Origin of the sequence: Methylobacterium sp. J-001 (genome assembly GCF_022829565.1) — a bacterium.
In the GTDB taxonomy this organism is placed as follows: domain Bacteria; phylum Pseudomonadota; class Alphaproteobacteria; order Rhizobiales; family Beijerinckiaceae; genus Methylobacterium.
Window position 1 is genome coordinate 32583 of the sequence record NZ_JAKSYN010000210.1, and the last position, 14067, is coordinate 46649.

At 71.6% G+C, this 14067-nt stretch carries 14 protein-coding genes; 6 read left to right on the forward strand and 8 right to left on the reverse strand.

The window, feature by feature from the left end:
• Positions 1 to 6: 6 nt before the first annotated feature.
• Positions 7 to 825: a 3-methyl-2-oxobutanoate hydroxymethyltransferase gene (panB, locus tag MKK65_RS27550; RefSeq protein ID WP_243961334.1), complete on the forward strand. Its 819-nt coding sequence runs from the start codon at positions 7 to 9 to the stop codon at positions 823 to 825.
• Here the strand turns inward: panB and MKK65_RS27555 are convergent.
• The gene (locus MKK65_RS27555) at positions 816 to 1697 is read right to left on the reverse strand and encodes a LysR family transcriptional regulator (protein ID WP_243961335.1); all 882 of its coding nucleotides are present in this window, start codon (positions 1695 to 1697) and stop codon (positions 816 to 818) included. The genes panB and MKK65_RS27555 overlap by 10 nt on opposite strands.
• 77 nt (positions 1698 to 1774) lie before the next feature.
• Here MKK65_RS27555 and MKK65_RS27560 point away from each other — a divergent pair, with 77 nt between their 5' ends.
• Positions 1775 to 2995 (forward strand): YbfB/YjiJ family MFS transporter, encoded by a 1221-nt coding sequence (locus MKK65_RS27560; RefSeq protein ID WP_243961336.1) that lies wholly within the window; start codon positions 1775 to 1777, stop codon positions 2993 to 2995.
• A gap of 65 nt (positions 2996 to 3060) precedes the next feature.
• Here the strand turns inward: MKK65_RS27560 and MKK65_RS27565 are convergent, their stop codons facing one another.
• Positions 3061 to 4056 (reverse strand): NUDIX hydrolase, encoded by a 996-nt coding sequence (locus tag MKK65_RS27565; RefSeq protein ID WP_243961337.1) that lies wholly within the window; start codon positions 4054 to 4056, stop codon positions 3061 to 3063.
• Positions 4057 to 4250: 194 nt separating this feature from the next.
• On the opposite strand from MKK65_RS27565, the gene thiE reads away from it, so the two are divergent.
• From thiE to MKK65_RS27580, 3 genes are all read left to right on the forward strand, one after another.
• Positions 4251 to 4961 carry a thiamine phosphate synthase gene (gene thiE, locus MKK65_RS27570; RefSeq protein WP_243961338.1) on the forward strand — a complete coding sequence of 237 codons (711 nt, stop codon included), beginning with the start codon at positions 4251 to 4253 and terminating at the stop codon, positions 4959 to 4961.
• A complete protein-coding gene (gene thiD, locus MKK65_RS27575; protein ID WP_243961339.1) occupies positions 4958 to 5773 on the forward strand; it encodes a bifunctional hydroxymethylpyrimidine kinase/phosphomethylpyrimidine kinase in 816 nt (271 codons plus the stop codon). Before thiE ends, thiD begins: the two co-directional genes overlap by 4 nt.
• Positions 5774 to 5870: 97 nt before the next feature.
• The gene (locus MKK65_RS27580) at positions 5871 to 6497 is read left to right on the forward strand and encodes a helix-turn-helix domain-containing protein (RefSeq protein ID WP_243961410.1); all 627 of its coding nucleotides are present in this window, start codon (positions 5871 to 5873) and stop codon (positions 6495 to 6497) included.
• Positions 6498 to 6619: 122 nt separating this feature from the next.
• Here MKK65_RS27580 and MKK65_RS27585 read toward each other — a convergent pair whose 3' ends face one another.
• The 6 genes from MKK65_RS27585 to MKK65_RS27610 all read right to left on the reverse strand — a co-directional run bounded on the left by MKK65_RS27585 (position 6620) and on the right by MKK65_RS27610 (position 12855).
• On the reverse strand, positions 6620 to 7591 hold the full coding sequence (locus MKK65_RS27585) for a helix-turn-helix domain-containing protein (RefSeq protein ID WP_243961341.1): 972 nt from the start codon (positions 7589 to 7591) through the stop codon (positions 6620 to 6622).
• 192 nt (positions 7592 to 7783) lie between these two features.
• Positions 7784 to 8365, reverse strand: coding sequence for an ABC-type transport auxiliary lipoprotein family protein (locus MKK65_RS27590; protein WP_243961343.1), 582 nt, complete (start codon positions 8363 to 8365; stop codon positions 7784 to 7786).
• Positions 8366 to 8486: 121 nt separating this feature from the next.
• On the reverse strand, positions 8487 to 9569 hold the full coding sequence (locus tag MKK65_RS27595; RefSeq protein WP_058193735.1) for an MlaD family protein: 1083 nt from the start codon (positions 9567 to 9569) through the stop codon (positions 8487 to 8489).
• A gap of 98 nt (positions 9570 to 9667) precedes the next feature.
• Complete coding sequence (locus tag MKK65_RS27600) at positions 9668 to 10477, reverse strand: ABC transporter ATP-binding protein (RefSeq protein WP_243961345.1); 810 nt, start codon at positions 10475 to 10477, stop codon at positions 9668 to 9670.
• A gap of 10 nt (positions 10478 to 10487) precedes the next feature.
• Positions 10488 to 11612: an ABC transporter permease gene (locus MKK65_RS27605; RefSeq protein ID WP_243961411.1), complete on the reverse strand. Its 1125-nt coding sequence runs from the start codon at positions 11610 to 11612 to the stop codon at positions 10488 to 10490.
• A 55-nt stretch (positions 11613 to 11667) separates the two neighbouring features.
• Positions 11668 to 12855 carry an MFS transporter gene (locus MKK65_RS27610; protein ID WP_243961346.1) on the reverse strand — a complete coding sequence of 396 codons (1188 nt, stop codon included), beginning with the start codon at positions 12853 to 12855 and terminating at the stop codon, positions 11668 to 11670.
• A 156-nt stretch (positions 12856 to 13011) separates the two neighbouring features.
• On the opposite strand from MKK65_RS27610, the gene MKK65_RS27615 reads away from it, so the two are divergent.
• On the forward strand, positions 13012 to 14025 hold the full coding sequence (locus tag MKK65_RS27615) for a hypothetical protein (RefSeq protein ID WP_243961347.1): 1014 nt from the start codon (positions 13012 to 13014) through the stop codon (positions 14023 to 14025).
• Positions 14026 to 14067 lie beyond the last annotated feature (42 nt).

Sequence of the window (14067 nt, forward strand, 5' to 3'; positions counted from 1 at the left end):
TGAACCATGTCGCAGGTCGTGCAGTCCCGCCGGCTCCGAGCCATCGACATCGGCAAGCGCAAGGCCGAGGGGCGCAAGATCATCGCGCTCACCGCCTACCATGCCCACACCGCCGGCATCGTCGATCCCTATTGCGACTTCATCCTGGTGGGCGATTCGCTCGGCATGGTGATGCACGGGATGGAATCGACCATTCCCGTGACCCTGGAGATGATGATCCTGCAGGCGCAGGCGGTGATCCGCGGCACCGCGAAGGCACTGGTGGTGGTGGACATGCCGTTCGGCTCCTACGAGGCGAGCCGGGAGCAGGCCTTCCTCAACGCCTCCCGGGTGCTCAAGGAGACCGGGGCGGGGGCGATCAAGATGGAGGGCGGGGCCCATTTCGCCGAGACCGTGGCCTTCCTGGTCCAGCGCGGCGTGCCGGTGATGGGCCATATCGGCCTCACCCCGCAGGCGGTGAACACGATGGGCGGGTTCAAGGTCCAGGGCCGGGCGCCGGACGACGAGCGCCGCCTCCTGGAGGACGCGCGGGCGATCTCCGAGGCCGGCGCCTTCGCGATCGTGCTGGAGGGCATCGTCGAGCCGGTGGCGCGGGCCATCGCGACGTCGCCCCAGGTCACCGCCGCAACGATCGGCATCGGCGCCTCGGCGGTCTGCGACGGGCAGATCCTGGTGCTGGAGGACATGCTCGGCCTCTCTGAGAAGACGCCGAAATTCGTGCGCCAGTTCGGGTCGCTGCGGGGCCATATCGAGGACGCCGTGAAGGCCTACGCGGACGAGGTGCGGGCCGGGCGGTTCCCCGCCGACGACCACACCTACGGGTAGGGGCGGGACTGGCCCGACGCGCGGTCCCCGGCCTCGGCCGTTTCGGGCAGCAGCGCCATGAGGGCGCGCAGGGCTGGGCTGGCGTCCCCCGACCAGACCAGGCGCGTGCGGTTGCGGCGCAGGTGCGGCGGCAGCGGATGGCGCTCCACCGCCGTGCTCATCACCGCGTGATCGAGCACCTCCGCCGGCACGATGGCCATGCCGGTGCCGGCTGCCACGCAGGCCACGATGGCGTGATACGAGCTCATCTCCAGAACCCGGTCGTAGGACGCGCCCTCTTCCGCCAGCCACTCGATCAGGCGCTGGCGGTAGGAGCAGCCGTGCGGGAACGCCACCAGGGTCCGTCGGCCGGACCCGAGCCCGTTCCGGCCGGTGATCAGAACCAGCTCCTCGTCGAAGGCCGGCATCGACGACAGGCTCGCGCGATCGAACGGCTCGGAGACGAAGGCCGCCTCGATCGCGAAGCGCTCCAGCTGCCGGAGCATGGCGCAGGTCGTGCCGGTCTGCAGCTCGATCGTGACGTCGGGGAACTGCGCGTGGAAGGCCGACAGGATCGGCGGCAGCCGCGCGCCCGCCGCGCTCTCCAGCGAGCCCAGCCGCAGGACGCCGCGGACCACGCCGCTGCGCAGCTCCTGCTCAGCCAGATCGGCCATCTGCAGCAGCGCCTCGGCATGGCCCAGGAGGGTGCGCCCGGCCTCGGTGAGGGTCAGGCCACGGCCCTCGCGGCGGAACAGGGCCACGCCCAGCCGCGCCTCGAACTGCTTGATCCGGGTCGTCACGTTGGACGGGACCCGGTGCAGCATCGCCGCCGCCCGCGTGACCCCGCCTTCCCGGACCACGCAGCGGAAGATGTCGAGGTCGTCGAGATCCATCGTTCTCATCGAGAGAACCGTACGTCACAAAAATTCATTTTCCAAGAATGGCGGGCGGGTGTTCAAAGGGTGCTGACATGAGCACGCGCCCGCACGCCCCGACCGATTCCGAACGCACGCCCTGGCCGGTGGTCGGCAGCGGCCTCGTCGCCCTCGCGGTGGCGATGGGGATCGGCCGGTTCGCGTTCACGCCCCTGATGCCGCTGATGATGCGCGACGGCACTCTCACGGCCGCCGCGGGGGCGGAATGGGCTTCGGCTAACTATGTCGGGTATCTGGTCGGCGCCCTGACGGCGTCGTGGTTCGCCCGCGATCCGCGTCGGGGGCTCCTCATGAGCCTGGCCGGCGTGGCGCTCACGACGGTGGCGATGGCGGCGGTCGATCATGACGGGCCGGCCGGTGCCGGGATCGGATTGCGGGCGCTGGCCGGGGTGTTCAGCGCCTGGGCCCTGGTCTGCGCGAGCGGCTGGTGCCTGGCCGAGCTGGCCCGGCGTGGCGTCGCGCAGCGCGGCGCCTGGATCTACACCGGCGTCGGCTTAGGCATCGCGCTCGCCGGCATGCTGGCTTGGCTCGGCGGCCTCCAGCCGGCGGCCCGGTTGTGGCTCGATCTCGGCCTGGTCGCGGGGCTCGGCGCGCTGCTGGTCTGGTTCCTGTCGCGGGGGCAGGGCACGGCCTCGGCCGGGATCGGGGAGCGCGAGGCCACCGCCGTCGTCCGACGCCCCCGGAACGGCCAGACGGCCCTGGTCCTGTGCTACGGCATCTTCGGGTTCGGCTACATCGTGCCGGCGACGTTTCTGCCCGCCATGGCCCGCGAACTGGCCTCTGACCCAAAAGTGTTCGGCCTGACCTGGCCGCTGTTCGGCCTGGCCGCCGCCCTGTCGGTCGCCGCCGTGGCCCGCTGGCTCACACAGGTGCCGCGCCGGCGGCTCTGGGCGGCGGCGCAGGGCCTCATGGCGCTCGGCACCGGCCTGCCCCTGGTCGCCCACACCCTCTGGGCGGTCGCGGCCTCGGCGATCCTGGTGGGCGGCACGTTCATGGTCGCCACCATGGCGGGGCTGCAGCTGGCCCGCGAGGCGCGGCCCGACAACCCGACGCCGCTCCTCGCCCGCATGACCGCCGCCTTCGCGGCCGGGCAGATCCTCGGCCCGGTGCTGGTCCGCATCCTCGGCCCCGGCCGCCGGGCCGGCTGGGACGCGCTGGACTGCACCGGCGCCGTCGCCACGGTCCTGCTGGTGCTGACGGCGGTCTGGCTGTGGCGGGCCGGGCGGCCCTCGCCGGAGAGCGTGGTGCTCGCCTGAGACAGCTACGGGTCGAACATCCCGTCGCCGCGACTATCCGTGCGGGCACGGGGAAGCGCGGTCGACTACCCCACCCGCCGCGACGGCAGCCGCAGCCCGGGGGCCGGCCTCTCCAGCAGAACCTCCCGCCGGAAGCGCACCAGCCGGGCCGGGCGGCCGGCGGTGCCGCGGGTGAGGGTCTCGGTCTCCTCCACCAGCCCCTGCTGGGCCACGAGACGGCGAAAGTTCTGCTTGTGCAGCTGCGTGCCCGAGAGCGCCTCGACGGTGCGCTGGAGCTGGAGCAGGGTGAAGGCCGGGGGCATCAGCTCGAACACCACGGGGCGATACTTGATCTTGCCGCGCAGGCGGCCGATCGCCGTGGCCAGCACCCGGCGGTGGTCGAAGGCCATGGGCACGCCGGTGGGATCGTTCGGCACCGCCGGGCCGGCATTGCCCCGCGCCTCCGGGATCAGGCCGGCCTCGAACAGCAATTCGTAGCGCTCGAGCACGCGCTCCTCGTTCCAGGTGCCGCCGTTCATCCCGAAGGTGAGGCCGAGCCGGTCGAGGCGGCGGGTGCGGATCGCGCAATCCGCGGGCTCGGCGGCCCAGGCCGCGAGCCGCGCCTCGATCGCGTCGAGCTGGGGCGGGCGACCGTTGCGGAAATCCTCGTACGGGAGGTAGCGGTACCAGTTCTGCCACGCCGCCTCGGCGAGGCCGGCCGGGCGCTCCTCGCGGACCAGGGCGAGATAGGCCACCGACAGCGCGTGCGCCTCCGGCGCCTCGTCCCCGCCGGAGCGGTCGCGGTCGCCGAAGGTGTAGAGCTGCTCGACATAGCCGAGGCGCTGGTGCGTCTGCCGCTCGACCCAGGCGCGCAGGCCGCGCTCCAGGGTGGCGTGCTCGGGCACGAGCGGCCCGGCCGGCAGGCCATCGCCGCGGCCCGGCGCCTGGTCCGGGACCCGGATGGTCAGGGCGCGCGGCTCCCCCTTGGTCGCCGCGACGATCACCGCGACGAGGCCCACGGAGGAGCGCTCCGGCAGGGCCTGTACCCCGCCCGCACCCGTCTGCGCCGCGCCGACCGTCATCGCCCCTCGAAACCCTCTCCCGCCGGGCGCGGGATTCGTTCAGACCGGATCCGTCCCTATAGGGGGACAGGATCGCCCCGCGTCAACGCGGCCGTGTGACCGGACGGGTTGCCAAGCCGGCGACCGCTGCCCAAACAGGGCCGCCGGAGATGTGCCGGCGCGGGGCCAATTCCGGCGAGGGGCAGGCGACCACGATGGCAGCGAGCGCGACCTCCGCGACGGCCGGGAGCCGGCCCGTCGACCTGCGGCTCTACGGCCTCCTCGATGTCGGGATCTGCGGCGGCGACGGGGACCACCTGGCCCGCCTCGCCGCCGACGCGGTCACGGGGGGCGCGACCCTGCTCCAATACCGCGAGAAGGACATCCCGGATGCCCGCGCGGCGCTCGCGCGGATCCGGGCGATCCAGGCCGCCGTCGGCGGGCGGGTGCCGGTCCTGGTCAACGACCGGGTCGATCTCGCCCTGGCCGCGGGGGCGGACGGCGTCCATCTCGGCCAGAGCGACCTCCACCCGGCCGAGGCGCGCCGCTTGCTGGGGGAGGGGGCGATCATCGGGTTGACCGTGAAGAACGCCGCCCAGGCCGACGAGCTGTACCGGCTCCCGGTCGATTACGCCTGCATCGGCGGCGTGTTCGCCACCACCAGCAAGGACAATCCCGACCCGCCGGTCGGCCTCGACGGTTTCTCGCGCATCGCCTTCCGCGCGCGGCTCGCCCGGGGTGCGGGCCTGCCGATCGGCGCCATCGCGGGGATCGGCCTGCACAACGCCGCCCCGGTGATCGCCGCGGGAGCAGACGGCGTCGCGGTGATCACCGCCCTTTTCGGGACCGAGCCGGTACGCCAGCGTGCCCGGGAGCTGCGCGCGGCGATCGACGCCGCGCTGACGGCGCGGGGCGCCGCCCGATGAGCGGTGCCAGCCCGATCGCGGTCACCATCGCGGGCTCGGATTCCGGCGGCGGCGCCGGCATCCAGGCCGACCTCAAGACCTTCTCGGCCTTGGGCGTCTACGGCGCCAGCGTAATCACGGCGCTCACCGCCCAGAACACCCGCGGCGTCCAGGGCATCCACGACGTGCCGGCGGCGTTTGTCGCCCGGCAGATCGACAGCGTCTTCTCCGACCTCGCGGTCGACGCCGTGAAGATCGGCATGCTGTCGCAGATCGCGGTGATCGAAGCGGTCGCCGACGGGCTGGCACGGCAGGCGAAGACGATCCCGGTGGTCCTCGACCCCGTGATGGTCGCCACCAGCGGCGACCGCCTGATCTCGGAGGATGCCGTGGCGGCGCTCCGGGACAGGCTGCTCGGGCGCGCCGACCTGATCACCCCCAACCTGCCGGAGGCGGCGGTGCTGCTCGGCGAGGCCGTGGCCGAGGATGAGGCGGGAGCGGCCGCCCAGGCCCGGCGGCTGGTGGCGCTCGGCGCCCGGGCCGTGCTGATCAAGGGCGGCCACGGGACCGGCGCCCTAAGTGTCGACCACCTCGTGACTGCCGCGGGTCACGCGCAGACCTTCGCGGCCCCGCGCGTCGCCACCCGCAACACGCATGGCACCGGCTGCACTCTGTCCTCCGCGATCACGGCCGGGCTCGCCCGAGGCCTGACGGTGCCGGAGGCGGTGGCCGCCGCCAAGGATTACCTCACGGCGGCGCTCAACGCGGCGGATCGGCTCGCGATCGGCTCCGGCCACGGCCCGGTCCACCACTTTCACGCGATCTGGCACTAGCGTCCGGGGCACGCGCGCCTTGCGTCCGGCCGGCGATTGCGTTTGAAGAAGCGCACGATCGTTCGGATAACGGAACGGCCTAGGTGGACCGGTGACGATGCAGGATCAGGCGGAACGGCCCGACCGGGCGCGCGGACGCGACCTGCTGACCGGGGCGCAGGTGCTCTCCGGCCAGCTCGGCAAGACGATCCAGCGCCTGCGCAAGGCCTACAATCTCTCCCTGTCAGAGCTCGCCGAGCAATCGGGCGTGGCGAAGTCGATCATCAGCCAGATCGAGCGCAACGAGACCAACCCGACGCTGGCGACGATCTGGCGGCTGTCCCAGGCGCTCGACGTCTCGATCGACCGGGTCCTGGCGGCGGGCGACGAGGAACCGTTCATCGAGAAAACCTCCCGGGCGGACACCCCGATCCTGGTCTCGGAGGACGGCAAGGTCCGGCTGGCGATCATCGGCTGGATCAAGACGATCGAGTGGCTGCAATGGTACGAGGTCACGGCCGATCTCGGCGGCGTCCTCGATTCGGACCCGCATCAGCGCGGCTCGGTGGAGTCGCTTTCGGTCGCCGAGGGCGCGTTCGAGGTCGAGATCGGCGGCAGCGTGCAGCGGGCCCGGGCGGGCGAGACCCTGCGCTATCGCTGCGACCGCCCCCACCTCGTGCGCTGCACCGAAGGCCCGGCCCGGGCCACCATGGTTGTGATCATGAAGGCGGCCGTGATGGAGTGAGGCGGCGGGGACGCAAGCGCGTCGCCTCGTCCGGCGCGGGCATCATGTCGCCCGCAAATCTGTCTTCTTGCTGACCGTGCACACCGGGTCCGACCGGGGCGCGGGACGAGACGGCCGTCTCCTCAGCAGGCGACGGCGTGCGACAGCGCGCGGTGGCGATAGTCGCGCGGGCTCAGGCCGTAGCGCTCCTTGAAGCGGCGGGAGAAGTGAGCCTGGCTGGCGAAGCCGCAGCCATAGGCCAGGGTGCCGAGCGGCATGTGGAGGTATCCGGGATCGGTCAGGCGGTTGGCCGCAGCTTCCAACCGGCGCTGCCAGATCCAGTCGGAAATGTGCTGGCCGCGCTCGTGGAACAGTTCCTGGAGCCGCCGCAACGACACCCCGGTCGCGGCCGCGAGGTGGCGCGGATCCAGCGCCTGGTCGTGAAGGTTGGCCTCGACATAGGCCTTGGCGCGCTGGATCACGACGCTGCCGTGAACGGGCCGGGGCACCTCCCGTGCGAGGCGCTCGGCGAGGCTGGCGACGACGAGATCGATCCCCACCCCGGCCATGCGCTCGGCCACATGCGGCGGCAGCCGATCCTCCTCGCGCAGCAGGTTGGACAGGAACGAGCGGGCCAGGGTCGCCACCGGCAGATGGCCCTCGACGGTCAAGCCGGCGAAGATCCGGGCCGACCCCAGCACCCCCTCCAGCCGCTCCCGCGGGATCGCGATGGCCAGCACCTCGCTGTACCCGCTGTGCTCGATCGTCCACGGCGTATTCGTGTCGCGGATCGCAAAGTCGCCGTTTGTGTCCGTGCTGGATCGATCGTTCTGGTCTGCGCGGACGGTCCCGGACAGGACCATGCTCATGAAGAGGTGATCGGTCTTGTGATTTTCGTGCCGGAGCGTTCGGGGCGTCGTCGAGGCCCTGAGATTGCGCAACGCGAACTTCGTGAAGTCCAGACCGCCGATACTTGCACCGTCGATCGTGGCGTCAAATTGCCCCTCGCCCAGGCAGTCCTGCTCCATCGGGACGAGGCGGTCTTCGCAGACATCCCGCCAATGGCGAAATCGATCTTTCGGTCGAACCTCGTCCGTCGAAAAGATGGTCTGCATCGCGGCTGCGCTATGGCTGCAATTGCTGCAGGCTGCAACCGTCAATTTCTATCGACTCCGCATGGATACGATCGAAAGCAGCCCTGTGACCGGCTCGCTGCGAGAACGACCGGCGGCGCGAAAAGCCCCGATCCGATCCGCACGGACCTTCGGCCCCCGGACGGCGCGGATCCCGTCCGAGACCCGGCGCGCTCAGCGCCCGGTATTCACCCAGCGGACCACGTCGGCCAGCACGATGGTCAGCGCCCGGTCGAGGGCTTGGGCGCCGTTGCCGGCGTCGATCTTCGCCACCGGCACGCGGGCGGTGAAGATCCGGGCGGCGGTGACCTTGCCGGTGCCGTCGGCCACGAGCTTCAGCGACAGGTCGACCACCGCCTCCCCGGTCGTCGCCTGGATGTCGAAGGCGCGGATCTCGCTGATCAGCTGGTAATCGGCCACGACCTTGTCGCCGGGGCGGCTCACCGACCGGAGCCGACCGGAATTCTCCAGGCTCTGGAGGAGCCGGGTCTGGATCAGCCGCGGCAGCCGGTCGGCCCACTGGCCGCCGCCCAGGAAGGCGAGGGCGCCGCCGGATTCGCGCACGATGATCCGGTCGGCTTCGAACGGCTGGATGCCCACCGGCTCCGAGACTGCGATCGAGCGGCCGGCCGCGACCGGGCGCCCAACCGGGGGCAGAGCCGCGAGATCGAAGGTCAGGGGCGTGGCGCCACCGCCGCAGCCACCCAGGAGGGCGGCGAGCAGCGCGGCGGCGAGGAGGTGGGACGAGCGGGCCATACGCACAACCTGAGAAACCCCGCCGACACGCGGCAGAGCTGAATAAGCTATGCCGCAGAAACTATCCCTCGCCTGTATCCGTGCCGTGCGCCGGGACACATCGATCCGGTGGCCAGTGATTTCACCGGCCGCCGTTGTATTCGGGCAACGACGGCTTGCCGCCGAAGATCACCTGGCTCGGATCGCGTTCCAGGCTGCGCACGGTCCGGTTCAGGGTGTTCAGCGTGCGCTGGCCGTCCCCCGACAGCGCCTCCACCTCCCGGCGGCCTGTACCGCTCAGGCGGCCGAAATTGGCCGAGATGCTGGCGGTGCGCTTGTCGAGGTTCTCCGACATGACGCGAAAGGCCTTGCCGGCGTCGCGCACCGAGACCGCGGCCGCACGGATCTCGGTGAACGTGCTGGAGCCCTCCTGGCCCGCGGCGGAGCCGAGGAAGCCCTGGGCTCCGTTCAGCACCGAGTCGATCTTGTCGGCCGAGGCGTTGAGCTTGGCCGCGAGCGAGCGGGCGTCGTGGACCGCCCCCTCGATGTCGGGGCTCGACTTGGACAGGGCCGCGGAGAAGCGGTCGGCATTGTCGATCACGTGGCCGAGCTTCACCCCGTCCACCGCCTTGACCAGGGTCGCGATGTTCGGGCCGGCATCGGCCAGCGTCTTCGAGAACGTCTCGACATTGGTGAGGGCCCGGTTGATCGCGCCCTCGTTGCCGGCCACGATCCGGTCGAGGCGGGCCAGCATGTCGTCGGCCCGCTGAGCCACCTGGCGGGCCAGCGCCATCATGTCCTGCATGTCGGAGGAATCGGCGAAGATCGTCGGCGGCTCGCCATTGGCCATCGGCGCGAGCACCGGCGCGTCGGCGTTGCCGCCCGACAGGGAGATCACCGAGACGCCGGTCAGCATCGCCGAATCGAGGCGGGCCCGGGTGTCGGCCCGGAGCGGCGTCGAGGGATCGACCTTGATCTGGGCCAGCACCCGGCGCGGATCCTGCGGGGCGAGGCGGATATCCGTCACCTCGCCGACCTTGATGCCGTTGAAGTTCACGCTCGAGCCGCGGGAGAGCCCGCCGACCGAGCCGGAGAACACGATGCGGACGATCTGGCTCACCTGCCGTGACGAGCCGCCGGAGAGCCACAGCACGGTGCCGAAGCCCGCCAGGATGACGGCGAGGGTGAAGGCCCCGATGAGGGCGTAGTTCGCGCGGGTTTCCATGCGGTCAGCCTGCGGTTCCGCTCGGCGAAACAAGTCCGGCCGAGCTGCGTGTCGCCGATCCCGGGAGGGACCGGGACGGGGTCAGGGGGAAGGGGCGGTCAGGCATGCGCCGGCGCCCCGGAGGTGATGGCGCGGGCCCGCTTGCCGTGGAAGTACGAGCGCAACCAGGGGTGGTCGCTCGCCAGCATCTCCTCGATCGTGCCGGCGGCGATGATCTGGCCGTCGCCGAGCGCCGCGATGCGATCGCAGGCGGTGTAGAGGCTGTCGAGGTCGTGGGTGACCATGAACACGGTCAGGCCCAGCGTCTCCTTGAGCGTCGAGACGAGGTCGTCGAACTCGCCCGCGCCGATCGGGTCGAGCCCCGAGGTCGGCTCGTCTAGGAACAGGATCTCGGGATCGAGCGCCAGGGAGCGGGCGAGCGCCGCGCGCTTGATCATGCCGCCGGATAGCTCCGAGGGCAGCTTGTCGGCGGCGTCCGGTTGCAAGCCAACCATCTCGATCTTGAGCCGCGCGAACTCGTCGAGGAGGCGCTCGGACAGGTTCAGGTGCTCGCGCATCGGGACCTGGATGTTCTGCTTGACGGTGAGCGCCGAGAACAGGGCGCCCTGCTGGAACAGCACGCCCCAGCGCTGCTCCATGCGGCGGCGCTCGGCATAGGTCATGCCGTCGACGTCGCGGCCGAACACCTCGATCGTGCCCGCCCGCTTCGGCGTGAGGCCGAGGATCGTCCGGGTGAGCACCGACTTGCCCTGACCCGAGGGCCCGACGAAGCCCATGATCTCACCCGCCCGGATGTCGAGATTGAGACCCTTGAGGATGTTCCGGTCGCGGAATCCGACCACGAGGTCGCGCACGCGGATGATGGGCGCAGGGCCGGCTTCGGGCTCGGGCGTGGCGGGGGCGATCATCAGCACGGGCTCAGAAATCGATCGCGGCGAAGAACACCGCGAACAATCCATCGAGGACGATGACCATGAAGATGGACTTCACGACTGAGGCGGTGACGTGGCGGCCCAGCGATTCCGCCGAGCCCTCCACCGCGAAGCCCTCGATCGTGGCGAGGATCCCGATGATCAGCGCCATGAACGGGGCCTTGATCAGGCCGACCATGACGTGGTGCACGCCCACCGCCGCCTGGAGCCGGACCAGGAACTGATCGAGCGTCAGGCCGCCGTACAGCATGGCGGTGAGGCCGCCGCCGGTGAGCGCGGCAATGTCGCCGATCAGGGTCAGCATCGGCAGGCCGACCATCAGGGCCAGCACCCGCGGCACGATCAGGATCTCGACGGGATCGAGGCCCATGACCCGCAGGGCGTCGACCTCCTCGCGCATGCGCATGGAGCCGATCTCGGCGGTGATCGCCGAGCCGGAGCGGCCCGCGACCATGATCGAGGTCAGCAGCACGCCCATCTCGCGCAGGATCAGCAGCCCGATCAGGTTGACCACGAAGGTCTGGGCGCCGAAGCGCTGGAGCTGGAAGATACCCTGCTGGGCGACGATGCCGCCGACCAGGAACGAGATCAGCACGATGATCGGGGCGCCGTTGAACGCCACTTGCTGGATCTGGTTGACCAGGGCGGTGCCCCGGAACGTGCCCGGCCGCAGGGCGACGCGCCCGCAGGCGGCGATCACCTCGCCCAGGAAGGCGAGGGCGGTGACGAACGCGTGCCCCCCGCGCACGGTCTCGCGGCCGACCGTGTCCAGGGCACCGACGATGCGGCCGGGCCGGCCCGAGGGCACGATGTCGGATTCGGGCAGGCGAACCTCGCCCAGCAGGGTGCGGTGCTCGGGCCGCACGCCGACATAGGTCAGCGCGCCGCCCGCCTGCGCGATCTCGGCGCGGGTCCGCTCGAGCACCCAGGCGCCCAAAGTGTCCAGCCGCTCGATCCCCGACAGGTCGACCGCCACGGGAGCGGCCTGGCCGGCCGCCAGGATGCGCGCCGCATTCGCCTCGACGGTCGGCGCCTGATCGGCGGTCCAGCGCCCGTCGAGCGCCAACCGGCCGTCGGCCGGCCGGTCCCGCAGCGATGCGCCGGGAACCATGCCCTCGCTCAGCAAGCCCTCACTCCTCGATTGGAGGCACCACCCTGAACTGGGGTTATGTCGACATTACGGTTGACGATCCGTCTCCAACGTCACCCCCCTTGGCGCGGCCGGCGGCGAGGGCCAGGCCCAGACCGCATGCGGCGAGCGGCGCCATCACGAGAAAGGCGAGGGGACCGCCGGCCCGGTAGGCGAGGCCGCTCACCAGGGTCGCGCCCACGGAGATGCTCGCGTTGACGGCACTCAGCGTGCCCTGCGCCCGCCCGCGCGCGCCCTCTGGGGCGAAAGCCGACACCGCCGCCATCGCCCCGAGCTGCGTCGCCCCGAAGGTCAGGCCGTGCAGGCACTGGAGCGGCACCAGCGCGGCCAGGTGATCGCCCAGAAGATACATGCCGACGGCGCGCAGGATCGACGCCCCGGCGCCGAGGGTCAGGAGCCGCACCGGGCTCCGCCAGGAGACGGGCAGGGCGGTAACGCCGGCAAATAGCGCGATCTCGGCCAGCACCCCGGTCGCCCACAGCGCGCCGACCCAGACCGGCGATATGCCCTGGCTCGTCCAGTAGATGCTGCCGAATCCGTAGATCGCCCCGTGGCTCGCCTGGATCGCCGCCGCCGCGCCGATGCAGAGCCAGAGCGTCACCGGCAGGCGCGGCCGGACGGCGCCGGCCGGGACCTGCGGCAGGGCCACGACCGAGCGGCTGCGCCAGGCCACGAGCCCCGCCGCCAGGGCGAGGCCGGTGAGCAGCAGCGGCACCGCGAGCTGGCCGCCCAGCGCCGAGAGCAGGAATCCGCCCGCCAGGTTGGCCAGCAGGAACGCGATGGAGCCCGCCATCCGGATCCGGGCATAGATCAGGCGGGCGTCGCGGCGCACGGCCGCAAGGGTCAGGTAGTCGATGCACGGCACCAGCGGCGCGCCGGCCACGGCGTTGAGGACGATCAGCCCGGCGAGCAAGGGCCAGCCGATCCCGGCGGCGCCGGGCATCAGCGCGTAGGTCAGGCTGAGGGCAAGGCTGCCGAGCAGGATCAGCCGGCGCGGGCCCAGGCCTCGGTCGAGCAGGCTCATCAGCGGCGCCGTCGCGACGATCCGGGTGGCGATCGGCAGGGCCAGGAGCAGACCGATCACCCGGGCATCGAGGCCGAGGCCGTCGAGCCAGAGCGGCATGAACGGCATCGCGATGCCGATCTCGGTGAAGACGACGGCGTAGAGCAGCGACAGGCGCGCCGGGCCGGACGGGCGATGCAAGGATGGGGGTTCCCGGGCGGGCGTCGAAGGATGCCCCACATCCGGGGGCCGGCCGCCGTAAGCGCCCGTTAAACCCTCCCTGTCAATTTGCCCGCCTCCGGGTCGCGCCGCGTGCCGGCCGTCGCCGCACCGGCCTTTCGGGTTCGGAGGGATCCCATGTCCGGTTCAGCCCCTGCAGGCGCCCTCGCCGAATACGAGGCGATCGAGGCGACCATCTGCCTCAGTGAGCGCGGGCGCTGGTTCCTGTCCGAATATGCTCGCCGCCACCGGGCCGCCGAGACCGAGATGCTGCTCGGGGCCATGCGCCGCCTCGAACACGCGGTGACCACCGACCGGGATCAGCAGACCGTCGGGCAGCTGCACGGCAATCTCGTCGAGATGGCCGCGGCGATCAGCCAGACCAAGGCCGAGATCGCCGCGATCAGCGCCCGCGACAGCGAGCAGACCCGCCTCACCCAGGCTTCCCTGGCCCTCGACGCGATCGTGCGGGAGACCGAGCGGGCGACCTCCGACATCCTCGGCTCGGCCGAGGCGATCCAGGAGGCGGCCTGGGTTCTGCGCGAGCGCGGCGCCGATGCGCCAACCTGCGACGCCCTCGATCGGCACGCGACGGCGATCTACACCGCCTGCTCGTTCCAGGATCTCACCGCCCAGCGCACCGCCCGGATCGTCTACACCCTGCGCTACCTCGAGGACCGGCTCGCGTCGATGATCGCGATCTGGGGCAGCGCCGCCGAGCCGATCCCGCCGATGCCCGGCGACCCAGCGGCCGGGCCCCTGCCGGAGACCCCGCCGTCGGACCTCTGCCAGAGCGATATCGACCGCTACATCGCCATGGAGGTGCCGGCCGTCACCGCGGCGGCGCTGATCGCCCGTCCCGGGAGCCCGCCGCTCCACGAGGATATCGTGTTCCTGCCGGTCTCGGACGGGGAGGGGGCAGAGTCGGCCGAGGAAGCCGAGGCGTTCGAAACAGAAGAAGCGCCCGCCCCGGTCGCGCTCGGCGACGACGCGGTCGATCAGGACGACTCTGAGAATCCAGAGCCCGACGCGGATTGGGCCGGCCATGACCCCGTCGCCCCGGAGCCCGCCGCCGAGCCGGGGGCGCCGATCCTGAGTTTCGCGGCGATCGACGCACTGCCGCCGGAGCAGCGGCTCGCCCTGTTCGCCTGACGGCGCCGAGCGGCCCTGCTATCAGGGGCACCCGCCCGCCGA